The organism is Pseudomonas saudimassiliensis, from assembly GCF_000939975.1.
GTDB lineage: Bacteria > Pseudomonadota > Gammaproteobacteria > Pseudomonadales > Pseudomonadaceae > Halopseudomonas > Halopseudomonas saudimassiliensis.
Window position 1 is genome coordinate 651,104 of record NZ_LK391969.1, and the last position, 24,733, is coordinate 675,836.

The window sequence follows — 24,733 nt, forward strand, 5'->3', positions numbered from 1 at the left end:
CAGCTATCACACCGGCTACCATTGATACGAGCGGGTGCTCGAACCGCCCAGGAGCCATCACATTGTCCTGGCCATCCGTGTATAATCGCCGTTTTTCTTCATGAACCACCCGCACGGATCCCATGGCCAAGAAACTCTTTATCCAGACCCACGGTTGCCAGATGAACGAGTATGACAGCTCGCGCATGGCAGACCTGCTCGGCGAACATCAGGCAATGGAGCTGACCGACCGCCCCGACGAGGCGGATGTCATCCTGCTCAACACCTGCTCGATTCGCGAGAAGGCCCAGGAAAAGGTGTTTTCCGAACTGGGCCGCTGGCGGCCGCTGAAAGAGAAGAACCCGGACCTCATCATTGGCGTTGGCGGCTGCGTGGCCAGCCAGGAAGGCACGGCGATCCGCGACCGCGCCTCCTACGTGGATGTAGTCTTCGGACCTCAGACCCTGCACCGTCTGCCGGAAATGATCAACGCAGCGCGCTCCACCGGGACCGCCCAGGTCGACGTATCCTTCCCGGAAATCGAGAAGTTCGACCGTCTGCCCGAGCCCCAGGTCAATGGCCCCACCGCCTTTGTATCGGTCATGGAAGGCTGCAGCAAATACTGCAGCTTCTGCGTGGTGCCCTACACCCGCGGCGAGGAAGTCAGCCGGCCCTTCGACGACGTGCTGGCCGAATGCGTGCACCTGGCCGAGAACGGCGTGCGCGAAATCACCCTGCTGGGCCAGAACGTCAACGGTTACCGCGGCCAGACCCATGACGGCGGCATCGCCGACCTGGCGGATCTGATCCGGGTGATTGCGGAAATCGATGGCATCGACCGCATCCGCTACACCACCTCGCACCCGCTGGAGTTTTCCGACAGCCTGATCCAGGCCCACGCGGAAGTGCCTGAACTGGTCAAGTACCTGCACCTGCCGGTGCAATCCGGCTCCGACCGGGTACTGGCGGGCATGAAGCGCAACCACACCGCCCTGGAATACAAGTCCCGTGTGCGCAAGCTCAAGGCTGCAGTACCGGACATCATTCTCAGCTCGGACTTCATCGTCGGCTTCCCCGGCGAGACCGACCGGGACTTCGAACAGACCATGAAGCTGGTGGAGGAAGTCGGCTTCGATTTCTCCTATTCTTTCATCTATAGCGCTCGCCCCGGCACGCCCGCCTCCGACCTGCCCGACGATACCCCGGTCGAGGTCAAGAAGCAGCGCCTGCAGATCCTCCAGGCACGCCTGAACCAGCAGGGCTTCGAGAACAGTCGGCGCATGGTCGGCAGCACCCAGCGCATCCTGGTGACCGACTATTCGAAGAAGGACCCGGGCATGCTGCAGGGCCGCACCGAGCATAACCGCATCGTCAACTTCCGCTGCGATAATCCGCTGCTGATCGGCCAGTTCGTCGATGTCCACGTCGACGAGGCCCTGCCCCACTCCCTGCGTGGCAGCTTGCTAGCCGAAACGGTACAGTGAACCGGACCACGAGCTGCCGCCCGCCAGCGCGGGCAGCAGCTCATCGCCTGTCTTTGCATAGCCCGGTTTGCGCGCTATGCTGTGATTTCCTGATCGCCACACGGCCCAAAACGGACTAATTTGAACGTTCCCTTGACTATTCATCGCTTCAGCATCGAGCCCGTGGACCCCCGGCGCTTCGCCAGTCTCTGCGGCCAGTTCGATGAAAACCTCCGCATGATCGAGCAACGCCTCGGCATCGAAGTCCGCAACCGCGGCAACCATTTCGAGTTGATCGGCGACCCTGCCATCACCCGCTCCGCCGAGGCGGTCCTGCGTCAGCTCTATCGCGAGACCCGGGACAACCGGGATCTGCCGCCGGATACCGTGCACCTGTATCTGCAGGAGTCGGGCCTGGAAAACCTCAGCGAATCGCTGCAGCACAGCGATGGTCAGAAGCCGGTGGTGCTGCGCACCAAGCGCATGACCATCCAGCCCCGTGGGCCGAACCAGCAGGCCTATGTGCGCTCGATCCAGGAGCACGATATCAACTTCGGCATTGGCCCGGCCGGTACCGGCAAGACCTACCTGGCGGTCGCCTGCGCCGTGGATGCCCTGGAGCGCGAACAGATCCGCCGTATCCTGCTGGTGCGCCCGGCAGTCGAGGCCGGCGAGAAGCTGGGCTTCCTGCCCGGCGACCTGTCGCAGAAGATCGATCCCTACCTGCGCCCGCTGTACGATGCGCTCTACGAAATGCTCGGCTTCGAACAGGTTGCCAAGCTGATCGAGAAACAGGTGATCGAGGTGGCCCCGCTGGCCTATATGCGCGGGCGTACCCTGAACAACAGCTTCATCATCCTCGACGAGAGCCAGAACACCACGCTGGAACAGATGAAGATGTTCCTGACCCGCATCGGCTTCGGCTCCACCGCGGTGATCACCGGCGATATCACCCAGGTCGACCTGCCCCGCGGCACGCGTTCGGGCCTCAATCACGTGATTGATGTGCTCAAGGACGTGAAAGGCATCGGCTTTACCCATTTCAAGTCCAAGGACGTGGTTCGCCATCCGCTGGTCCAACGCATCGTCGAGGCTTACGACCGCTTCGACAACCGCCAGGAACAGGAGCGCAGGGAGCGCCGCGATGACCATTGAGGTAGACATACAAAGGGCAACTGACGCCCCTGGTCAACCCGATGATGACAGCTTGTTACGATGGGCCGCCCTGGCCCTGCGCGACAAGCCTGACCATGAACTGACCATTCGCCTGGTCGATGCCGAGGAAAGCCAGGCATTGAACAGTGAGTACCGGCACCGGGACTACCCCACCAATGTGCTGTCCTTCCCCGCTGACCTGCCCCCTGAACTGGAGATCCCGCTGCTGGGTGATCTGGTCATCTGCGTGCCCGTGGTCAACCGGGAAGCCGCCGAGCAGGGCAAGCCGGCGGAGGCGCACTGGGCCCATATGGTCATCCATGGCTGCCTGCATCTGCTGGGTCATGACCACATTGAAGACGACGAAGCCGAGGCCATGGAAGCGCTGGAACGCCAGCTGCTGGCCGAACTGGGCATCGCCGATCCCTACCTTGAAATCGAAGAGTGATGAGTAACAACCCATGAACGACGATCGATCGAGCACCGGACAGAAGTCCTGGCTGGAGAGACTGACCCAGGCTTTTGTCCATGAACCCCGCAACCGCCAGGAGCTGCTGGAGCTGCTGCGCGAGGCCCAGCGCAACGAGGTCCTCGATGTCGAGGCGCTGGCGATCATCGAGGGCGCCTTGCAGGTCGCCGACATGCAGGTGCGGGACATCATGATCCCGCGATCGCAGATGAGCACCATCAAGGCCGCCCAGACGCCCCGTGAATTCCTGCCCTCGGTCATCGAAGCGGCGCACTCCCGCTTCCCGGTGATCGGCGAAAGCATCGATGACGTGCTCGGCATCCTGCTGGCCAAGGATCTGCTGCCGCTGCTGCTGGAAGACAATACCGACCGTTTCAATATCAAGGATGTGCTGCGCCCGGCCACCTGCGTGCCCGAGTCCAAGCGGCTGAATGTGCTGCTCAAGGAATTTCGCTCGACCCATAACCATATGGCCATCGTCATCGACGAATATGGCGGCGTGTCGGGTTTGATCACCATTGAGGATGTACTGGAGCAGATCGTCGGCGACATCGAGGACGAGCACGATATCGACGACGAGGACTACATCAAGGAACTGCCCACCGGCGATTTCCTGGTCAAGGGCCTGACGCCGATCGAGGAGTTCAACGAGCAGTTCAATACCGACTTCTCCGATGAGGAGTTCGACACCTTCGGCGGCCTGGTCATGAACGCCTTCGGTCATCTGCCCAAGCGCAACGAGATTGTCGAACTCGATGGATTCCGTGTACGCATCCTCAATGCCGATAGCCGCCGCGTGCATCTGCTGCGGGTTTCCGTCATTCAGGCCTGACCTCTGCGAGCATCCATGAATCCCGTTTACCAGCTGCTCCGCCTGGTGCGCAGTCCCGGTTGGTCGGGCGATGTAATCGCCCTGCTCGCCGGAGCGCTTACCACACTGTCCTTCACTCCCTTCGATATCTGGCCGCTGGCACTGGTTTCCGCCGCCCTGCTGTACCAGGGCGTGCGGGAACTGAATGGACGCCAAGCGCTGTGGCGCGGCTGGTGCTGGGGGTTGGGGCTGTTTCTCAGTGGAATATCCTGGGTCTATGTCAGCATCCATGTGCACGGCTATGCGCCGCCAGCGTTGGCGGCGCTGTTGACTGGCGGCCTGGTCGCCGGCCTGGCGCTCATTCCGGCAACGGCCACCTGGATCTGGGCGCGCTGGTTGCGCCCTGGGCAGCACGGCTGGCTGGCCTGTGGCGGTTTCGCCGCGCTCTGGGTGGCCCAGGAATTCTTTCGCAGCTGGTTTCTCACCGGCTTCCCCTGGCTGTATCAGGGCTACGCCCACACGGATACCTGGCTGGTGGGCTGGGCGCCTCTGGGTGGCGTCTGGCTGGCCGGTTTTCTCAGTGTGTTCAGTGCCTGCCTGCTCAGCGAGGGTACGCTGTGGCGCCGCCGTGCCCATGGCCTGGCCGCAGCGACCTCATTGATTGCCATCTGGGGCGGTGGCGCCCTGCTCGCCCAGGTTGAATGGACCCAGCCGATCGGCAAGCCGCTGACAGTAGCCCTGATCCAGGCCGATATCGAACAATCGCGCAAATGGGATCCCGCCCATATCGACTACACCCTGGCCACCTATCGGGACATGACCTATGCCCAACAGGCCGACCTGGTGCTCTGGCCGGAAACCGCAGTGCCGGTGCTCAGCAGCAACGCTATGCCGTTCGTCCAGGGCATGGCGGCCAACCTCGCGCAGCAGGGCACGACCCTGATCACCGGGATTCCGGTGGACCAGCGCGACAGCGACGGCCAGATGCGCATCTACAACGGCATCATGGTCGCCGGCGAAAACACCAGCCAGTACCTCAAGCACAAGCTGGTGCCCTTCGGCGAGTATGTGCCGCTGGAGGATGTGCTGCGCGGCCTGATTGCCTTTTTCGATCTGCCGATGTCGAACTTTTCCCGCGGGCCAGCGCAGCAGGCGCCGCTGGAAGCCGCCGGCCACCGTCTGGCACCGCTGATCTGCTATGAAACCGTCTATCCCGATTTCGCTGCCCGGCTGGCAGCCGAGAGCGAACTGCTGATCAGCATCAGCAACGACAGCTGGTTCGGCAAATCCATCGGGCCGCTGCAACACCTGCAGATGGCGCGCATGCGGGCGATTGAAAGTGGCCGCTGGATGATCCGCGGGACCAACAACGGCGTCACTGCACTGATCGACCATCAAGGCCACATCACCGCCCGGATTCCCCAATTCACCCAGGCTGCGCTGCACGGCCAGGTGGAGCCGCGGGAGGGCTTGACCCCCTGGTTGCGCTGGGGCAGTTGGCCGCTGGGGGCACTGGTGGTGATGCTACTGCTGGGCTGCGTCTTCGTACGCCGCAAGCACTGACAGCGAGGCCGCTGCCGGTTCCAGGGCCATGGTGCGGAGGATCTGCCGAAGCAATTCCATGTCCTGTTTGCTCAGACCGTAGACTTCCAGCTCGGCTGGCGCGCTGGGCTGCCCCGCCAGCCATTGGCGCGTACGGGCAACGTCCAGGGCGTGATCAAGGCGGCGCAACAGGCGCCCGTACGAAGAATCGTGACTGCCAGCTAGAAGCTCCGGCTGCACATGTTTCATGGTGTACTCCATAGACTGACTGCTCGCTGTCCAGGTTGCTGGACATCCTTTGCCACCAGCATAGACCGCACCTTGGAGTTTCGCGCCGCCCGCGACGAATGGCAGCACCGAGCCATCGGCTGCCCTTTCTTGCCGCTGCGTTGGTCGGCAACGCAACAGCCCCTACCTGTGCCGAGCCCGGTGGTGTATCCTGCCTCATTCCCTTTTTCCCTGACATACGAGTCGACAGACAGTCCACGCCCATGCAAGAACAGTATTCTCCCCGCGATATCGAACACGCCGCCCAGACCTCCTGGGATCAAACCGACGCCTTCAAAGTGGAGGAGACTCCGGGCCGCGAGACCTATTACTGCCTGTCGATGTTCCCCTACCCGAGCGGCAAGCTGCACATGGGTCACGTGCGCAACTACACCATTGGTGACGTGATCGCCCGCTACCAGCGCATGCAGGGCAAGAACGTGCTCCAGCCCATGGGCTGGGACGCCTTCGGCATGCCCGCGGAAAACGCGGCGATGAACAACAAGGTGGCGCCGGCGGCCTGGACCTATTCGAACATCGATTACATGCGCAACCAGCTCAAGAGCCTGGGCCTGGCGATCGACTGGACCCGCGAATTCGCCACCTGCACCCCCGAGTACTACCGGTGGGAACAGTGGCTGTTCACCAAGCTGTTCGAGAAGGGCGTGATCTACCGCAAGAACGGGACCGTCAACTGGGACCCGGTCGACCAGACCGTGTTGGCCAACGAGCAGGTCATCGACGGCCGCGGCTGGCGCAGCGGCGCGCTGATCGAGAAGCGCGAGATTCCCATGTACTACTTCCGCATCACCGATTATGCGGAAGAGCTGCTGACCTCGCTGGATGACCTGACCGGTTGGCCCGAGCAGGTCAAGACCATGCAGCGCAACTGGATCGGCAAGTCGGTGGGGATGGAAGTCCACTTCCCCTATGACCAGGCGTCGATCGGCCACGCCGGCCGGCTCAAGGTCTTCACCACCCGCCCTGACACCCTGATGGGTGCCACCTACGTGGCAGTGGCGGCCGAACACCCGCTGGCAGCCCAGGCGGCGGCCCAGGATCCTTCACTGCAGGCGTTCATCGATGAATGCAAGCGTGGCGGCGTGTCCGAAGCTGATATTGCCACCCAAGAAAAGAAGGGTCGCCCGACCAGTCTGTTCGTCGAACACCCGCTGACCGGCGAGAAGCTGCCGGTATGGGTCGCCAACTACGTGCTGATGGGTTACGGCGAAGGCGCCGTGATGGCCGTACCGGCCCACGATGAGCGCGACTTCGCCTTCGCTACCCAGTATCACCTGCCGATCAAGCCAGTTATCCGTACCTCCGCCGGGGATACCACCCCCGAGCCCTGGCAGGACGCTTATGCCGAGAAAGGCCTGCTGATCAACTCCGAGGAGTTCGACGGCCTCGATTTCGACAGCGCCTTTACCGCCATTGGCGAAGTCCTCAAGCAAAAGGAATTGGGCGCGCCCCGCACCCAGTACCGCCTGCGCGACTGGGGCATCAGCCGTCAGCGCTACTGGGGTTGCCCGATCCCGATCATCCACTGCGCGAACTGCGGCGATGTACCGGTGCCCGACGAGCAGTTGCCGGTGATATTGCCCGAAGACGTGGTGCCCGATGGTGCTGGCAGTCCGCTGGCCCGCATGCCCGAGTTCTACGAGTGCACCTGCCCGCGCTGCAACCAGCCGGCCCGCCGGGAAACCGACACCATGGATACCTTCGTCGAGAGCTCCTGGTACTTCGCCCGCTTTGCCAGCCCCCATTACCAGCAGGGTCTGGTTGACCCGGCGGCAGCCAACCACTGGCTACCGGTAGACCAGTACATCGGTGGTATCGAGCACGCCATCCTGCACCTGCTGTATGCCCGCTTCTTCCACAAGCTGATGCGCGACGAAGGCCTGGTCGACTCGGACGAGCCCTTCAAGAATTTGCTGACCCAGGGCATGGTCCTGGCGGACACCTATTACCGGGTCGACGCCAAGGGCGCCAAGACCTGGTACAACCCCGCCGAGGTCGATATCGAACGGGACGCCAAGGGCAAGGTCATCAGCGCTCGCTTGAGCAGCGATGGCGAGCCGGTGGTCATCGGCGGTACCGAGAAGATGTCGAAGTCGAAGAACAATGGCGTCGACCCGCAGGCGATGATCGACCAGTACGGCGCCGATACCTGCCGGCTGTTCATGATGTTCGCCTCGCCGCCGGACATGAGCCTGGAATGGTCCGACTCCGGCGTGGAAGGTGCCCAGCGCTTCCTGCGTCGGGTATGGCGCCTGGCCCAGCAGCATGTCAGCGGCGGCCGGCCCGGTGCGCTGAGCACTGCCAGCCTCACCGATGCCCAGAAGACCGTACGCCGCGCCACCCACCTGGCTATCCGCCAGGCCAGCCAGGATATCGGCCAGCATCACAAGTTCAACACCGCCATCGCTGCGGTCATGACCCTGATGAATGTGTTGGAAAAGGCGGCCCAGGGCGATGAGCAGGACCGCGCCGTGCTCCAGGAAGGTCTGGAAACCGTTACCTTGCTGCTGGCCCCCATTACGCCGCACATCGCCCATGCCCTGTGGCAAGCGCTGGGCCATGACACCCCGGTGATCGATGCGCCCTGGCCGGTACTGGACGAAAGCGCCCTGGTCCAGGACAGCCTGGACCTGGTTATCCAGGTCAACGGCAAGCTGCGTGGCCATCTCCAGGTGCCGGCCGATGCCAGCCGTGAGGCGGTGGAAGCCGCGGCCCGGGTGAATGAGAACGTGCTGCGCTTTACCGAAGGTCTGAGCATCCGCAAGGTGATTGTGGTGCCGGGCAAGCTGGTCAATATTGTCGCCAACTGATACGCAACGGAGAAATCGGCATGCCACTGCAACGTCCACGTCATCTGCTGAGCTGCGCCCTGCTCGGCGCCACCCTGCTGCTCAGCGCCTGCGGTTTCCACCTGCGCGGCACCGGGGTCGACAGCGTCAAGCTGGATGAACTGAATGTCACCGCGCGCAACAGCTACGGCCCCACCTACCAAAGCGTGCTCGAAGCGCTGCAGGTCAACGGGGTGGATGTGCGCAGTGCGGCGCCCTACCGGCTCCAGCTGCTGGATGAGACCCGGGAACGCCGGGCGGTCACCTATACCTACCGCTCGACCCCGGCCGAGTACGAGCTGACCAGCGAACTGGTGTTCCAGATCAGCGATCGCCAGGGCCGCCCCCTGGTCGGGCCAGAAACCCTGTCGACCCAGCGGGTCTACGTCAACGACAAGGACAACCTGGTCGGCACCAGCGAAGAGGAAGCCCTGCTGCACCGGGAAATGCTCCAGGACCTGACACGCCAGCTGATGTTCCGCCTGTCGAGCATCTCCGCGCGGGACCTCGCCAACCGCGAACAGTCGCTGGACCAGCAGGCTCCCTGACCGGTGAAGCTCAACGCGACGCAGCTGCCCCGCCAGCTCGGCGACGGTCTGGCGCCGGTCTATGTCGTCAGCGGCGATGATCCGCTGCTCAGCGGCGAAGCGGCGGACCTGATCCGTCAGGCCTGCCGGGCTGCTGGCTGCGAAGAGCGCCTGGTATTCCACGTGGACCGCAGCTTCGAATGGGGCCAGTTGCACGACGCCAGTCACAGCCTGTCGCTGTTCGCCCAGCAGCGGCTGGTGGAGCTGCGCATTCCCGGCGGCAAGCCTGGCGATGAGGGCGGCAAGGCCTTGCTGGCCTGGCTGGACAACCCACCGCCGGACACCACGCTGCTGGTAACCCTACCCAAGCTGGATGGCAGCACCCAGCGCAGCAAATGGGCCAAGGGGTTGATCGAGCACGACCACAGCCGCTTCGTGCAGATCTGGCCAGTGGACGCCCAACAGCTACCGGGCTGGATGCGTGATCGGCTGGCTGCCGCGGGGCTGCATGCCACCCCCGACGCGCTGGACCTGCTCAGTGCCCGGGTCGAGGGCAACCTGCTGGCCGCCGCCCAGGAAATCGAGAAGCTCAAGTTGTTCTGCGCCAGCGGGCAGCTGGATCTGGAGACAGTGCAGCAGGTGGTGGCCGACAGCGCCCGGTTCGATGTCTTCAACCTTACCGACGCCATGCTGCAGGGCGAACCCCAGCACGGCCTGCGAATCCTCCATGGGCTCAAGGGCGAAGGTGTAGAAGCACCGGTGGTGCTCTGGGCGGTGACCCGGGAGTTACGCAGCCTGCACAATATGGCCCACGATGTCGCCCGCGGCATTCCCCAGGACAAGGTCTTTGCCAGCCAGCGCCCCCCAGTATGGGACAAGCGCAAGCCCTTGCTGGCCCGGGCCCTGCAGCGGCATCCGGTGAAGGTCTGGGAAAGCCTGCTGCGGCTCGCGCAGCAGACCGACGAACAGATCAAGGGCCAGGCGCCCGGCTCGCCCTGGGATAGCCTGGCACTGATCGTGGTCCAGGCCGCAGGAGCCCGTTTACCCCTGGTTGCGGGCTGAGTCCAGCTGAACATCCGCGGTGCCGGATCAGGTATTGGCATACGCCGGACCCCTGACCCGGCGCGCCCTCCCTTCAATCCTGCGGTTGAGCCAGGATCAGCGTCCCCAGCGGCGGCAGTTCCAGGCGCAGTGAACAGGGTTGGCCGTGGCTCTCCCGTTCCTCGGTCCACACTTCCCCCATGCTGCCCGCCCCCGAGCCGACAAAGGCGTGGTCGTCACTGTTGAGCAGGACGCGCCAGGCGCCGGCCTCCGGCACTCCGACGACATAGTTGCTGCGCACCACCGGGGTGAAGTTATGTACCACCAGTACCATGGCACCCTCGTCCCCTCGCCGTAACCAGGCGTAGACGCTGTTGCTGTTGTCGTCGCCGATCAGCCACTGGAAGCCATCGGCGCTGTGATCGCGCTGGTGCAAGGCCGGGTGTTCAGCGTAGATCCGGTTCAACTGCCGCACCAGATCATGCACCCCACGGTGGTCGTCCTGGTTCAGCAGATACCAGTCCAGGGGGTTATCGTGACTCCATTCCCGCCACTGACCGAATTCGCAGCCCATGAACAGCAGCTTCTTGCCCGGGTGGCTCCACATGAAGGACAGGTACAACCGCAGGTTGGCGAACTGCTGCCAGCGGTCGCCGGGCATCTTGCCCAGCAGTGAGCCCTTGCCATGCACCACCTCATCATGGGAAATGGGCAGGATGAAGTGCTCGGTAAAGGCGTACAGCAGGCCGAAGGTGATCTGCTGATGATGATAGCGCCGGTTAAGCGGGTCTTCCTTGATGTAGTTGAGGGTGTCGTGCATCCAGCCCATGTTCCATTTGCCGCTGAAGCCCAGCCCGCCCTCCCGGGTCGGATGACTGACGCCCGGCCAGGCGGTGGACTCCTCGGCGATCACCAGGGCACCCGGCATTTCGCTGGCGACCACATCGTTGAGGTGGCGCAGGAAGTCGATGGCTTCGAGGTTCTCCCGACCGCCATGGCGGTTGGGTATCCACTCGCCACTCTTGCGCGAATAGTCCCGGTAGAGCATGGACGCCACCGCATCGACCCGCAGCCCGTCCACATGGTATTCCCGCAACCAGTGCAGCGCCGAGGCTAGCATGAAGCCATGCACCTCGGTACGGCCCAGGTTGTAGATATGGGTGTCCCAGTCCGGGTGCCAGCCTTCGAAGGGGTGCGCGTATTCATAGAGCGCCGTGCCATCGAACAGCCCCAGGCCATGGGCGTCACCGGGGAAGTGCGCCGGCACCCAGTCCAGAATCACGCCAATGCCGGCCGCGTGGCAGGCGTTGACAAAGGCCGCGAAGTCCGCTGGCGTACCGTGGCGCGCCGTGGGGGCGAACTGGGATAGCGGCTGGTAACCCCAGGAGCCGCCGAAGGGATGCTCCATGACCGGCAGCAATTCCACATGGGTAAAGCCCATTTCCTGCACGTAGGGGATCAGTTGTTCGGCCAACTGCGCCCAGCTCAGGGGTTCGCCGTCGCTGTCGCTGGTCTGGCGCCAGGACCCGGTATGCACTTCGTAGATACTGATGGGGCGCCCATGAGCCTGGCGTTCAGCACGCTCGGCCATCCACTGCTCATCATCCCACTGGAAGTCCATGCTGGCGGCCACGACCGAGCCGGTAGCCGGCGGCCGTTCAGTGGCCAGAGCGACCGGGTCGGCCTTGAGCGGTAATACCCCGTCGCGGCCAAGAATCTCGTACTTGTAGACTTCGCCTGCCCCAAGCCGGGGGATGAACAGCTCCCAGACACCCCCACCCGGATGCAGCCGCATGGGGTGCCGGCGACCGTCCCAGCTGTTGAAATTACCCACCACCGAGACCCGACGGGCATTGGGCGCCCAGACCGCGAAGCGGACGCCCGCCACGCCATCGGCCACCCAGGGCTGCGCGCCGAAGCAGCGGCCGAGCCGGCGGTGGTTGCCCTCGTTGAACAGGTAGATATCCATCTCGCCCAGCTGGGGACCGAAGGCATAGGGGTCCTCGGTCTCCTGCAGGCCGCCGCTCCAGTGGATACGCAGGCGGTAGGACTGGGGTTGCCCGAGTTCGGCCACAAACAGCCCCGGTACCGGTTCATCCATCCGGGTCAGCAGCTGGCCGCTCTCGTCGAGCAATTCCACTTCCAGCGCCCCTGGCTGCCAGGTGCGTACCAGGGTTACCCCGTCCCGCTGGTGGGGTCCGAGGAAGGCAAAGGGATTGCCGTGCTCGGCCCGGATCAGGGCCTGGATATCCCCGTTGTCACTGCTCATCCCATGGCTCATCAATGCCGTTCTCCGTCAGCGATTTGCATAGATTCGTCAATCCTTCTAGGGGTACGTCCAGCCATTCAGGCCGATAGCTGGCCTCGTAAGAAACCTCATAAGCCGCCTTTTCGATGCTGAACAGGGTCAGTGCCGCCTGCACGCCCTGCTCCGACCAGCGATGGGGCATTTCGGTAGTGGCGTCCAGATAAGCCTCCAGGAACGCCGCTACCGCCTGCTCCCGGTAGGCGGCGCAGATCTGCTGGCGGGCTTCCTGGGCCTGCTCCGAGTGGTCGGTGCCGTGGGCACTGCGCAGGGCCATGGCAGCAGCATAGTCGAACGAGCGGAGCATGCCGGTGACATCCTTCATCGGGCTATGACGCTCCCGGCGCTGTTCCAGACTGCGGGTCGGCTCGCCTTCAAAATCGATGAAACAGGCATCGCCCTGCACCACCAGCACCTGCCCGAGGTGCAGATCACCGTGCACCCGAATGCGCACGCCACCGGCGCACTGCTGCGCCAGCTCGCCCAGGGCCTCGCCCAATGCCGCACGCCGCTCCAGCAGCCAGGCTGCCTGCCGGGCAGCCGTCGTGTCCGGCTGGGCCGGGGGCTGCTCGATGGCATCGAAGGCGGCGTCCAGCTGCTCACGGATGTGGGCGGCCCATTGGGCGCAATCGCCCTCGTCGGCGATCACATAGCCGAAGCCGTCGCCGCCTTCCGGATCAGCCAGCAACAGATGCATCTGACCCAGCCTACGGCCGAGCGTTCCGGCGAAGGACTCCAGTTCCGCCAGGGCGATGAATTGGTTCTCCTGTTCGGACATGCCCCCCGCCAACTGATCGCGGATGGCGCGCTCCAGGGTATCGCGAGTCCACTGCCAGGCATCCCCCTGGCTGTCGACATAACCCTGAAGGATCATCAGCGTGTGAATTTCGCCGGACTCGTCTATCCGCTGTACCTGACCGAGCAACGGGGCGATGGCAGGGAACTCACGCTCGGTGAGAAAGCTACCCACCTCGATTTCCGGATGCACCCCCGGCATGACCCGGCGAATCACCTTGAGCATCATGCGCTCGCCGATCAGCACCGAGCTATTGGACTGCTCCACTGCCAGCGGCAGGATTTCCTCGTCAGGTCGGTCCTCCAGTTCCGCCAGCTTGGGACCGGCAATAAAGCGGATCTGCTGGCCCTGTTCCTCCCAGGCCTGGTTCTGGCGAAGGCTGTCGATCACCTTGCGGGTGAAGCCCGGCAGCATGGCCGCATCGGTCAACAGGCCCAACTTCGGGCCCCGGCGCAGGCGCGCCAAGGCCAGGGCGGCGGCGTGGCCAGCGGGGTCGGACGGCGCGTCTTCCGGCAGGTAGCCCAGGGGTATCTGGTAGTGCTGATCACCTACGGCAATTTCGCAAAGTACGCAGGGCTCGCCCTGTTCACAGAAGGGAATGACATACAGCAGGCGGACCGCTTCGCGGCCCTGCGCTGGGGCGGAGAACCAACGGCGCTTGCCCAGCCACTGCGGCAGGGTTTCGCGCTCCAGCACCCGGCGGCAGGCATCCTTGAGCAGGTCGGCCATGTCGTGTTTGATCACCAGGGTGGCCAGTTCCGGCATCGGCTGCACCGGCTCGGTATGCCAGCTCGGCATCTGGCTCTCGTCCGCCAGCACAAACCAGTAGAAACCGTAAGGCGGCAGCGTCAGCAGGTAAGGCAGCTGGCCGATCGGCGGGAAGCTGCTGCCCCCCAACATCTCGACCGGCACCTTGCCCGCCCAGGCCGACAGGTCCAGCTCGGTCGCCTGGGCCGCCCGGGACAGGTTGGCGACGCAGAGAATGAGCTCGTGGCGCCCCTCCTCAGTGGTGAATTCGCGCAGGTAGGCGATGATCTTGCGGTTGGCCGGCGCCAGCATCTTCAGGGTGCCGCGGCCAAAGGCCTGCTGCTGCTTGCGCACTGTCAGCATGCGGCGGGTCCAGTTCAGCAGGGAGTGGGCATCGCGGGCCTGGGCTTCCACGTTCACGGTCTGATAGCCATACAGCGGATCCATGATGGGCGGTAGCACCATGCTCGCGGGGTCGGCCCGGGAGAAGCCGCCATTGCGGTCGGTGGACCATTGCATGGGGGTGCGCACCCCGTCCCGGTCGCCCAGGAAGATATTGTCACCCATCCCGATCTCATCACCGTAATACAGGGTCGGCGTGCCGGGCATGGACAGCAGCAGGCTGTTCAGCAGCTCAATGCGCCGCCGGTCGCGCTCCACCAGGGGCGCCAGGCGCCGCCGGATCCCCAGGTTGATCCGCGCGCGGCGGTCTGCGGCGTAGTAGTTCCACAGATAGTCGCGCTCCCGGTCGGTCACCATTTCCAGGGTGAGCTCGTCGTGGTTGCGCAGGAAGATGGCCCACTGGCAGTTCTCCGGGATCTCCGGGGTCTGGCGCAGGATATCGGTAATCGGGAAGCGGTCTTCCTGGGCGATGGCCATGTACATGCGCGGCATCAGCGGAAAGTGGAAGGCCATGTGACATTCGTCGCCGGGTCCGCCATCTTCGCCACCAAAGTACAACTGGGTATCTTCCGGCCACTGGTTGGCCTCGGCCAGCAGCATGCGGTCGGGATAGTGCGCGTCCAGCTCGGCGCGGATCTTCTTCAGCACCTCATGGGTTTCCGGCAGGTTCTCGTTGTTGGTGCCGTCCCGCTCGATCAGATAGGGGATGGCATCCAGGCGCATGCCGTCCACGCCCATGTCCAGCCAGTACCGCATTACCGATAGTACGGCGCGCAGCACCTGAGGGTTATCGAAGTTCAGGTCGGGCTGGTGGGAATAGAAGCGATGCCAGAAGAACTGGCCGGCGACCGGGTCCCAGGTCCAGTTGGACTTTTCGGTATCGAGGAAGATGATCCGCGTGCCCTGGTAGATCTGGTCGGTATCGGACCAGACATAGAAGTTGCGCGCAGGCGAGCCCTTGGGCGCGTGCCGTGCCCGTTGGAACCAGGGGTGCTGGTCCGAGGTGTGGTTGATGACCAGCTCGGTGATCACCCGCAGGCCGCGCTTGTGCGCCTCGCGAATGAACCGGCGCACATCCGCCATGGTACCGTAGTCCGGATGTACCCCACGATAATCGGCGATGTCGTAGCCGTCATCGCGGCGGGGAGAAGGATAGAAGGGCAATAACCACAGGGTATTCACGCCAAGATCGACAATATAGTCCAGCTTCTGGATCAGACCGGCGAAATCGCCAATGCCATCATTGTTGGCATCGAAAAAGGATTTGACGTGAATCTGGTAGATGATTGCGTCCTTGTACCAGCACGGGTCATTGAGAAAGGCTGGTGCTCGGGCTCGTCTTGCCATGTTTTTACCTCAGGCCGCGGGGCGGATACGCCAAATTCCAAAGGGCAGGTTCCAGGGCTCGATACGCATCCACTGGGTCTTGCCATGCCACAACCAGGTGTGGCCGTTCATCAGGTCCTCGCCATGGGTGCTGGCGTCATCATTGAGACCGAATTCCCATAGCGGCAGTTCAAAGTGCGCTTCCTGGGCGTTGAAGGGATCCAGGCTGATGGCCACGAGGATGAAATTCGACAGGTCCGCGGTACGCTTGCCGAAATAGAGTATGTTGTCGTTCCAGGCGTGGTACACCTGCAGGCCGAGGTGGCTGTGCAGCGCCGGGTTGTTGCGGCGGATGCGGTTGAGCCGGGCAATCTCGGCGATGATATTGCCCGGTGCATTCCAATCCCGTTGCCGCAACTGGTACTTCTCCGAATCCAGGTATTCCTCCTTTCCGGGCACTGGCTCCGCTTCGCATAACTCGAAGCCGGAATACATACCCCACAGGCCCGACCCCATGGTCGCCAGCGCGGCGCGGATAAGAAAGCCCGCCCGGCCGGAGCGCTGCAGGAAGTAGGGGTTGATATCCGGGGTGTTGACGAAGAAGTTGGGCCGGTAGCAGTCGCGCCATGGCGGCTCGTTCAGCTCGGTGAAGTAGCTCTCCAACTCCTCCTTGGTATTACGCCAGGTGAAGTAGGTGTAACTCTGGCTGAAGCCGATCTTGCCGAGCCGCGCCATCATCGCCGGCCGGGTGAAGGCCTCGGCAAGGAAGATCACATCGGGATGCCGGTGACGGATATCGGCGATCAGCCATTCCCAGAAGGGCAAGGGCTTGGTATGGGGATTATCCACCCGGAACAGGGTAACGCCCTGCTCTACCCAGAACAGCACAACATCGCGCAGCGCCAGCCACAACCCCGGCATGGCATCTTCGGCGTAGAAGTCCACGTTGACGATATCTTCGTATTTCTTCGGCGGGTTTTCCGCGTAGCGGATGGTGCCATCGGGGCGCCAGTTGAACCAGCCGGGGTGCTCCCGCAGCCAGGGGTGATCCGGCGAACACTGGATGGCGAAGTCCAGGGCAATCTCCAGCTTGTGGGAGCGAGCCGCGGTGACCAGCCGACGGAAGTCATCGAGGTCGCCCAGCAGCGGATGGACGGCATCATGGCCGCCCTCGGCGCTGCCGATGGCGTAGGGGCTACCCGGATCATCCGGGCCAGCCTGCAAGCTGTTATTCGGCCCTTTGCGATGGGTCAGTCCGATCGGATGGATCGGCGGAAAATACAACACATCGAACCCCATGCGAGCGATATCCGGCAGTCGCTGGATGACATCGTCAAAGGTCCCATGGCGGTTGGGGTCGCGGGTTTCCGAACGCGGGAAGAGCTCGTACCAGCTGGCGAACTCAGCCAGAGGGCGTTCCACATCCAACGGATATTCCGCGCTGCGTACCAGGTGCGCGCGCTGACCCGCCAGGCGCATGATGTCGCGGGTGTGACTGCTGAGCAGCAAGGTGACCCGCGCGTGGTCATCCCGGCTTTCGGCCAGGGCCACCAACAGCTCCTGGAGCATGTCGATATGCACCGGATCAGCTTGCTCCAGGGTATCCTGCAGCAGGCGCTCGCCCTCCTGCAGTTCCAACCCCACGGGCACACCCGCCAGGTGTTTCTTGTTGAGTTCATCGGAAAAGGAGGCCCAGGCATCTACCCAGGCTTCCACGGCGAAATACAGTTTGCCGGTCTGACGGGGGGTCAGCTCAGCTTGCCAGAGATCGTTGCCCTGATGCTCCAGCGGCACCCGTTGCCAGGTGTCGACATCCGCGCTGCGGCGCCAGATGATCTCACCGGCCAATTTTCCATGGCCATCGCAGACCAGCACAGTGGAGAGGGTCAGGGGCCGCCCTTGCAGCGCCTTGGCTGCATACTCCCCCTGCTCCACCGCCGGCATGATCGACTCGATGGCTATCCGTGGCAGGCTGACAGCCTGTTCGACCGATAGCGGCTCATCCATTGACGACCGTGCCTCCATTTATGTGCAGTACCTGCCCACTGACGTAGGACGAGTCGCTGGACGCCAGGTAGACATAGGCGGGTGCCAGCTCCGCTGGTTGACCGGGCCTGCCCATCGGCGTGCTGCCGCCGAATTCGGAGACCTGTTCCGCTGTAAAGGTCGAGGGTATCAGCGGGGTCCAGATCGGACCCGGCGCAACGCCATTGACCCGAATGCCCCGTTCCGCGAGGTTCATGGCCAGCGAGCGGGTAAAGCTGACGATTGCCCCCTTGGTGGAGGAATAGTCGATCAACATCGGGTTGCCCTTGTAGGCAGTGATGGAGGTCGTGTTGATGATGGAGCCGCCTTCAGGGATGTGCGGCAGAGCGGCCTTGGTCAGCAGGAACATGCCGAAGATATTGGTGCGGAATGTCTGCTGCCATTGCTCGGCGGTAATATCTTCGAGCTTCTCCTGCGGATGCTGCTCACCCGCGTTGTTGACCAGAATGTCGATCCGCCCCCATTTTCCGGTTACCTCCTGCACCACCTTCTGGCAGAAGCCTTCGTCGGCAACGTCCCCCGCGAGGGTAATCACTTCGCCGCCCGCCTTGCGGATTTCCTCTTCGGTCTTGCGCGCGTCCTCATGGGAGTCGAGGTAGAGCAAGGCGACCTTGGCGCCCTCCCGGGCGAAATGCACCACGACCGCCCGGCCGATACCGCTGTCTGCGCCGGTGACCACGGCAACTTTGCCCTGCAACTTGCCGCCGGACCGGTATTCCTCGGAAATGAACACCGGCTGCGGATGCATCTGCTCTTCAGAACCCGGCTGCTCCTGCTGCTGAGGTGGTGGAGTCTGTTTCTCGCTCATGAAGCCCTCCTGTAGAACCAGAGAAAGTGGCGCAGTTACAACCGGGGCTCATCAGGCCCCGGCGATCCCCAATTCCCGAGCCAGCAGCGAACGGATAGTGTTGAGGTGGCGCTGCTCCTCGGTCAGGGCATGGGTAAAGCTGCTGCCGATATTGGCGTGGCCACTGTCGTCGGCCAGCTTGATCAGCAATTCCCAGGCGGCGTTGTCCGTCAGCTCGATGGTGAGCATGGCGTTCAGGGCCTGGGCCAGGTTGGTGCGCGGATCGGTAATGACCTTCAGCGCTCCGGAACCGAGTACCCCGGTCAGGTCGGCACAGGGGGTCTGGGCGGTAGGGTCGGCGCCAAGGGTCTCGATTGCCTCGATCAGCAGGAACATATGGGCTTCTTCATCGTCCCGGATCTGCTTGAGCGTGGGAATCAGCTCCGAACCGGTTTCGCAGGCGGCGGCCTTGGCGATCAGGGCCTCGTACAGGCGTACTCCGGTGCGCTCATAGGCCAGGCGTTCGCCCAGCTTATCGATCAGCACTTCCGGGTTGTTACCCAGCATCTTGTCGAAGGTGCTTTTCAGCATGCCCTTGACCGAGCCGGGAATCGGCACCGAACCGACATCGCCCTCTTCCCGGTTCATCTGTTCACGGGCTCGGGCCAGATCAGTGGCGTCCCCCGGCATGTCTGCCGGGCGCTCTCCCACGTATTCGACCATCTTTGCCGTATCGTCGGGCGACATCTGGGCCCCGGTGAAGTTGTGTCCGAGTTTGGCTGCTTTATTCATTGTCATGTCCTCACGGGGTTTTGCGGTTCAGTTCAGTACCCGGCATCCAGTTGTAGCCAGCCGAGGCGATATCCGAGGCAACACCTTCGGAGTTGATATGCCGGCGATATTCCAAGGACAGCGGGCTTTCCTGTTCCTTGGGCACGAAGACGCTGCCGGAGGTGCGCAGATCGGTTTCCTCGGCCAGTACCTTGCGCACGAAGTCCCGCTGGCTCTTGAACTGGATCATGGTCGGCAGGGTGCCACCCAGGATTTCCGCCGGGTCGCGCCGCTCGATCTGCTTGAAGACGTCGCAAGCGACATTCAGATGGCCGAGCTCGTAGTCCAGGAAACGCTCCCACAACGCCTTGATCCGCGGGTTCTCTTCCTGTTCCGCACAGCTGGCGTAGGTGTAAACTTCCATCGCTTCATGTACCAGCCATTTCTCGATGATGCTTTCAGACGGGTCCATCAGCGATTCGTACTGGGTCACGTGCTGCTCTTCCACCGAGGCGATTTCCGCGTACAGCATGCGGGCCACCGGATCGGTGAAGGTCGGACCAATATTCATGTAGTAGTCATGGGTCTGGTATTCGGCACCAGTAATCAGCGCCGCATGGATCTTGGTGATCAGCGCCGCGTTGTTCTTGTCATAGTTTTCCCGCAGGTCGCTTTCCGGCGCACGGTGGTGCTCGGAGGTCTTGCGCCCCGGCACCAGGTCGGTATAACCCTGCAGGATATTGTTCGCGTCCTTGCCCTCCAGGCGGTCGAGCATGGCGGAATAGCGATACAGGTGGTCGAAATCCTCCAGCAGGCCGAACCGGTAGGTCTGCGCCTGGTAGGGATCGGGTTCGTTCTGCGCCACGGCAGCGGTCACCTCGATGGCTACCTGCTCATAGGCAATGGTGGTTTCCAGTGGCGAATGGTCAGCCGAGAGCAGCCAATTGACGGCGGTCGCCTGATGCTGCTCGACACGACGTATCTGGGCGAGGGGGAGCTGTAGACGCTTATCGAAACGCGCAAGATGGTGCTTGAGCCGCAGCGCATCCTGCTCCACGCCGTTCATGAGGATGATCCGCACCCGGGTAAACGCATCGTCATCCAACTTGCTGATCGGCCGACTGGCCATTTCCTTCCAGGTGAATTGTTGCTTTTCGAGGGGAGTGCCCTGGTTATCTAGAATTCCGGAAAGACCGTGCATGGTGCCTCCTTCGAGGGCGTGTTGTTAGTAAAGAAAAAGCTCTGGATAAAAACTGCAAACATGGAGAACTTATCGAGAGATTCTCGGGTTGAAAAAGCGGCGGGGGATTACTCCCCCACCGCAGTAGACTTAGTTCCGGCGGCTCTTCTCACCGCCCTTCTGGCCGGCTTCCGATGCACGCTGCGGGTCATTCTTGAAGTTACCGCCGCTGTTCTGTCCGCCCTTCTTGCCCGCTTCCGATGCACGCTTGGGATCTTCAGCGAAGTTGCCTTTACCACCACGATGTTCAGCCATTTCTCTACTCCCGTTTCGTTACTTGGGTTTAGCTAGCAGTCCCATCACGGAACTCACTATTAATAGGCAAAGTGTTACATCACTCGTTCAGATCTTTTTTATATCCAATAATCATCATGTTCATTTTGGATATAACTGCTACCGTTTCGCTTCAGTATCGGGATTGGCCGCACGTGCCAGGAAGGCTTGGGTAACTTCGGGAAGATGCTGTAACAGCCATTCGGCCATGGCGACTTCCTCCTGCAGATTCTGCTCACAGATCTGTTGCGTCTGCATGTCGCCCGCCGCCTTGGCAGCCGCGATCAGGATGGTATAGGACGCGATTTCCATGTGCTCGAATACGTATCCGCTCATGGCACCCTTCACCACTTCGTCACTGACCATCATGCCAGTAGCACCCTGGGCCATCGCCATCAGCTTGCCGCCGATGTCCTTGATCGTGGAGGGGCTGCCGTTGAGCCGTTTGATACAGGTTTCCAGACGTTCCTGCTGACCGCGTGTTTCCTGAATATGCTGGTCGATCCGCGCCTTGAGCACCGGATAGTGTTCAAGCCGGGCGGACTGGGACGACAGCATCGTTTCCGCTTGTTGCTCCATCGCATGGGCGTCGCGCAGCCAGTCCAGCAGGTGTTCTTGGGGTTGTTGGGTACTCATGGGTTTTCCTCCGTTGCGGTTAAACTTGGGCCGCATTGGTTGTGACAAATGAACCTGCATAAAGTTGGAGGAAGTATCCCGATGTAACATTTTGCGGCTTGGGGACAGTACGACACATAAATGAAACATGGCGTTTTCTGTGTAGCGCAATATCAGATTGCTGGCCAGACGATATTCCATAACGAATCGGTAACCTCGGCTATCCAACTTCGCGGAAGCCAATATCGGCTCTCCTTCCATCGGATTAATCACCCGCCGATTTGCAATCTCGGTCGCCTCGTCTAAGTTGAATCCACTACCAACCAATCTGGAGGACACAATGCTTACCGATATGAGCGTATGGCGTGCAGCGCTACCGGACTGCAATATCTCCACGCAGAAGAGACCTGACGGCAGCGCTGTGTTGATAGTGAAATCGGCAGATGGCAAAGAGCTCAGACGTGTACTGCCCAGCGACTCCAAGGGCGCCCATCAACTTCTGCGCCGGGTGCAACTGGATCTCATGCTGGCCAAGGGGCAATCGCCCACCCGGGAAGTGATCGGCACCATCGATGTTTCCAATCTACCTACCTACAACAATGGCCGGCTGCACAAGACCCGCGCAGCCAGCCTCTGGGAAAGACGCCGCCTGGCGCTGAAGAGCTCAGCGCACTGAGGCCCGGCTGACACAGCCAAGGACAGCCCCAAAAAAGCCCCCTGAAGATCAGGGGGCTTTTGCGTTCAGCTGCTGCCAATGGTCCTGCTTGATGCGCTGCCGATTGTGGTAATCGGCCCAGGGATCGCCCGACAGCCCGGCCAGCCGCTGTTGCAGATTACCGATATGCCACTGGGCGGCGCTGCGCAGCTCCGGGAGTTCGTCCCGGCTGATGGGCACGGATACCGGCAGACCAGGCCGCGCCCTGACCGAATAAGCAGCGACCGTACTGGCGCCGAACTGGTTGCGCAGGTAATCAATGAAAATCTTGCCGACCCGATTGTTCGGCCCCATCTTGGCCGTGAAGCGGTCTGGCAGTTGGCTGGCCATGAAGCTTGAGATCGCGCGGCTAAAGGCCTTCGCTGATTCCCAGTCGAGGTGCCGCGCCACCGGGATGATGATGTGCATGCCCTTGCCGCCACTGGTTTTCAACCAGCTTTCCAGCCCCAGCTCGTCCAGCACCGCAAGCACCAGCTGGGTGGCGTCGAGCATGCTCTTCCAGGGCAGGTCCGGATCCGGGTCGAGGTCGAGGGTGATCCGGTCGGCGCGGTCGATCCGGCTGCTGCCTGCCCCCCAGGTATGAAATTCGATAGTGCCCATCTGCACCGCACCGATCAGCGCGCGCACGTTGTTCACTTCCATGTAGCTGCCATGCTCGGGATCCAGCGCCGGGTCCAGATGGCGGATATTGGGAATGGCCAGGCGCTCGGCGTGCTTCTGGAAAAATTGCTCGCCACCCACCCCTTCCGGCGCGCGTAGCAGGGACACCGGACGCCCGGCCAGGTGGGGCATCATCCAGTCGCAGATACTTTCGTAGAACTCCGCCAGATCACCCTTGGTGGCGCCGCTCTGCTCATCGATCTGCCGCTGGGCGTTGCTGATCTTGACGCCGGCAACCTTGCCGGACACTCGTTTGCGACCCATGACTTTCTCCACCTCTTCGGGCGCTGCAGGCTGTTCGCGGACGATCTCCTCAACGGGCTTGTCGCTGCGCAGGGCGACAAAGACCGGTTGGCGAATCACGCCGGCGCCCGTCCATTCGGCAAACTCCACTTCGCCGACCAGTTGCGGCTTGACCCAGGTCGCGGTGCGGGCATCCGGCACCTTGCCGGCGACCGGTTGCTCCTTCTGCTGCAAGGCCTGCAGCTGTTGATGGATGGCGGTGATGCGGGCCTGGTTGAAGCCGGTACCGACCCGCCCGGCATAACGCAGCTCCTTGCCCGCTTCGTCATGTACCCCGAGCAGGAGGGAGCCAAACCCGCTGCGGCTGCCCTTGGGCGCGGTAAAGCCGATGATCACGAATTCCTGGCGCTGCTTGCATTTGAGTTTGATCCAGTCGGCGCTGCGGCGGGACACATAGGGGCTGCCGGCCCGCTTGCCGATGATGCCTTCCAGGGACATGGCACAGGCGCTGCGGAAGATGGATACATAATCCGCATCAAAGGTCTCGGAGAAACGCAGCAGCTCGCCCTGATGCTCTGCCAACACTTCCTGGAGGGCCCCGCGGCGGCCTTCCACGGCCTGTTGGCGCAAATCCTCGCCCTGCAAAAAGGGCGCATCGAACAGAAAGAGCAGCATCTGCCGGGTGCTCTTGGTATCAAAGGCATTCTGCAACGCCTGGAAGTCCGGCAGGCCGTCCTCGTTGAGCACCACCAGCTCACCGTCCAGCCAGCTGCTGGTCAGTTTGAGCTGGCCCAATTCCCGGACCTGTTCCGGCAGTTTCGCGCTCCAGTCGTGGCCGTTGCGGGTGAAGATGGTGACCTTGCCCTTGGCGTCGAAACGCACCATGACCCGATAGCCGTCATATTTGACTTCATAGAGCCAATCCCCTGCCGGCGGCTGGCTGGCGAGGGTGGCCAATTGCGGGGACAGGGTCTGGGGGAAGGCGCTCTTGCTGGCACTCTTGCTGGCACTTTTACCCGTGCCCTTGCCGCCCTTGGCCGCGGCAGGCCGCGGGTCCGTTTTGGTTTTACTCGGGGGCTTCGCCCTGGCGGTGCCGGCGGCCGGCTGCGTGCGCCCGGTCTTCTCATCGATGACCGCGCCCGATATGACGCTTTCGGGGCGCTCGCGGACCACGTCGTACTCGTCGGCGGGCCGCGCCGCCTGGTCCCGCTCCTTGATGAGCAACCACTGCTCCTTGTCGCTGTTACCAGGCAGCCGGGTGCGCACCAGGGTCCAGTCCCCGGACAGCTTCTCGCCGATCAGGGTGAACTTCAGCTTGCCCTCCTGATAGGCCTTGCTCGGGTCGCCGTGGGGCTGCCAGATGCCGTGATCCCAGACGATGACATCGCCCCCACCGTACTGGCCCTTGGGGATACTGCCTTCAAAGCTGCCATAACTGATGGGGTGATCTTCCACGTGCACGGCCAACCGCTTGTCCTTGGGGTCGAGGCTTGGTCCCTTGGGGACCGCCCAGCTCACCAGGGTGCCATCCAGCTCCAGCCGAAAATCGTAGTGCAGCCGCCGGGCGGCGTGTTTCTGGATGACAAAGCTCAAGGACCCCGCCGCTGCCCGCTTGCGCCGTGCGGTCTCGCCCGGCGGCTCACGGGTCTTTTCGAAGTCCCGTTTGCGGTTGTATTCGGTCAGCGGTCTGGCCATGGGCAATCC

Annotated in this window: 19 protein-coding genes; 9 read left to right on the plus strand and 10 right to left on the minus strand. The window is 62.6% G+C overall.

Going from position 1 to position 24,733, the window contains the following annotated elements; genetic code table 11:
- Positions 1-122 precede the first annotated feature (122 nt).
- From miaB to lnt, 5 genes are all read left to right on the plus strand, one after another.
- Positions 123-1,463 carry a tRNA (N6-isopentenyl adenosine(37)-C2)-methylthiotransferase MiaB gene (miaB, locus tag VG99_RS03115; protein ID WP_044498277.1) on the plus strand — a complete coding sequence of 447 codons (1,341 nt, stop codon included), beginning with the start codon at positions 123-125 and terminating at the stop codon, positions 1,461-1,463.
- 120 nt (positions 1,464-1,583) lie between these two features.
- Complete coding sequence (locus tag VG99_RS03120; protein WP_044498278.1) at positions 1,584-2,597, plus strand: PhoH family protein; 1,014 nt, start codon at positions 1,584-1,586, stop codon at positions 2,595-2,597.
- Positions 2,587-3,045, plus strand: a complete 459-nt coding sequence (gene ybeY, locus VG99_RS03125) for an rRNA maturation RNase YbeY (protein WP_044498279.1) — start codon at positions 2,587-2,589, stop codon at positions 3,043-3,045. The genes VG99_RS03120 and ybeY overlap by 11 nt, the downstream gene beginning before the upstream one ends.
- A 13-nt stretch (positions 3,046-3,058) precedes the next feature.
- A complete protein-coding gene (locus VG99_RS03130) occupies positions 3,059-3,898 on the plus strand; it encodes an HlyC/CorC family transporter (RefSeq protein WP_044498280.1) in 840 nt (279 codons plus the stop codon).
- A 15-nt stretch (positions 3,899-3,913) separates the two neighbouring features.
- The gene (gene lnt, locus VG99_RS03135) at positions 3,914-5,440 is read left to right on the plus strand and encodes an apolipoprotein N-acyltransferase (protein ID WP_044498281.1); all 1,527 of its coding nucleotides are present in this window, start codon (positions 3,914-3,916) and stop codon (positions 5,438-5,440) included.
- On the opposite strand, the gene VG99_RS03140 is transcribed toward lnt, so the two are convergent.
- Positions 5,402-5,668, minus strand: coding sequence for a hypothetical protein (locus tag VG99_RS03140; protein ID WP_158023876.1), 267 nt, complete (start codon positions 5,666-5,668; stop codon positions 5,402-5,404). The two genes, lnt and VG99_RS03140, sit on opposite strands and share 39 nt — an antisense overlap.
- A gap of 242 nt (positions 5,669-5,910) precedes the next feature.
- Here VG99_RS03140 and leuS point away from each other — a divergent pair, with 242 nt between their 5' ends.
- From leuS to holA, 3 genes are read left to right on the plus strand one after another with little or no spacing between them, the layout of a single operon-like run.
- Positions 5,911-8,517: a leucine--tRNA ligase gene (gene leuS / locus VG99_RS03145; protein WP_044498283.1), complete on the plus strand. Its 2,607-nt coding sequence runs from the start codon at positions 5,911-5,913 to the stop codon at positions 8,515-8,517.
- 20 nt (positions 8,518-8,537) lie between these two features.
- Positions 8,538-9,083, plus strand: a complete 546-nt coding sequence (locus VG99_RS03150) for an LPS-assembly lipoprotein LptE (RefSeq protein WP_052508676.1) — start codon at positions 8,538-8,540, stop codon at positions 9,081-9,083.
- A gap of 3 nt (positions 9,084-9,086) precedes the next feature.
- Positions 9,087-10,124 carry a DNA polymerase III subunit delta gene (gene holA / locus VG99_RS03155; protein ID WP_044498284.1) on the plus strand — a complete coding sequence of 346 codons (1,038 nt, stop codon included), beginning with the start codon at positions 9,087-9,089 and terminating at the stop codon, positions 10,122-10,124.
- Positions 10,125-10,197: 73 nt separating this feature from the next.
- Here holA and glgB read toward each other — a convergent pair whose 3' ends face one another.
- The 8 genes from glgB to VG99_RS03195 all read right to left on the minus strand — a co-directional run bounded on the left by glgB (position 10,198) and on the right by VG99_RS03195 (position 21,432).
- Entirely contained in the window at positions 10,198-12,384 is a 2,187-nt protein-coding gene (gene glgB, locus VG99_RS03160) for a 1,4-alpha-glucan branching protein GlgB (protein ID WP_044498285.1), read from the minus strand.
- Positions 12,362-15,700, minus strand: a complete 3,339-nt coding sequence (treS, locus tag VG99_RS03165) for a maltose alpha-D-glucosyltransferase (protein WP_044498287.1) — start codon at positions 15,698-15,700, stop codon at positions 12,362-12,364. Before treS ends, glgB begins: the two co-directional genes overlap by 23 nt.
- Positions 15,701-15,709: 9 nt before the next feature.
- A complete protein-coding gene (locus VG99_RS03170) occupies positions 15,710-17,686 on the minus strand; it encodes an alpha-1,4-glucan--maltose-1-phosphate maltosyltransferase (protein ID WP_420848275.1) in 1,977 nt (658 codons plus the stop codon).
- Entirely contained in the window at positions 17,679-18,533 is an 855-nt protein-coding gene (locus VG99_RS03175) for an SDR family oxidoreductase (RefSeq protein ID WP_044498290.1), read from the minus strand. The genes VG99_RS03170 and VG99_RS03175 overlap by 8 nt, the downstream gene beginning before the upstream one ends.
- A 51-nt stretch (positions 18,534-18,584) precedes the next feature.
- Positions 18,585-19,304, minus strand: coding sequence for a ferritin-like domain-containing protein (locus VG99_RS03180; RefSeq protein ID WP_044498291.1), 720 nt, complete (start codon positions 19,302-19,304; stop codon positions 18,585-18,587).
- A gap of 10 nt (positions 19,305-19,314) precedes the next feature.
- Positions 19,315-20,484 carry a hypothetical protein gene (locus VG99_RS03185; protein WP_044498292.1) on the minus strand — a complete coding sequence of 390 codons (1,170 nt, stop codon included), beginning with the start codon at positions 20,482-20,484 and terminating at the stop codon, positions 19,315-19,317.
- 129 nt (positions 20,485-20,613) lie between these two features.
- Positions 20,614-20,778, minus strand: coding sequence for a con-10 family general stress protein (locus VG99_RS03190; RefSeq protein WP_044498293.1), 165 nt, complete (start codon positions 20,776-20,778; stop codon positions 20,614-20,616).
- A gap of 138 nt (positions 20,779-20,916) precedes the next feature.
- On the minus strand, positions 20,917-21,432 hold the full coding sequence (locus VG99_RS03195; protein WP_044498294.1) for a ferritin-like domain-containing protein: 516 nt from the start codon (positions 21,430-21,432) through the stop codon (positions 20,917-20,919).
- A 319-nt stretch (positions 21,433-21,751) separates the two neighbouring features.
- On the opposite strand from VG99_RS03195, the gene VG99_RS03200 reads away from it, so the two are divergent.
- Positions 21,752-22,087: a DUF3509 domain-containing protein gene (locus tag VG99_RS03200; protein WP_044498295.1), complete on the plus strand. Its 336-nt coding sequence runs from the start codon at positions 21,752-21,754 to the stop codon at positions 22,085-22,087.
- Positions 22,088-22,135: 48 nt separating this feature from the next.
- Here the strand turns inward: VG99_RS03200 and ligD are convergent, their stop codons facing one another.
- A complete protein-coding gene (gene ligD / locus VG99_RS03205) occupies positions 22,136-24,724 on the minus strand; it encodes a DNA ligase D (RefSeq protein ID WP_044498296.1) in 2,589 nt (862 codons plus the stop codon).
- Between the last annotated feature and the right edge of the window lie 9 nt (positions 24,725-24,733).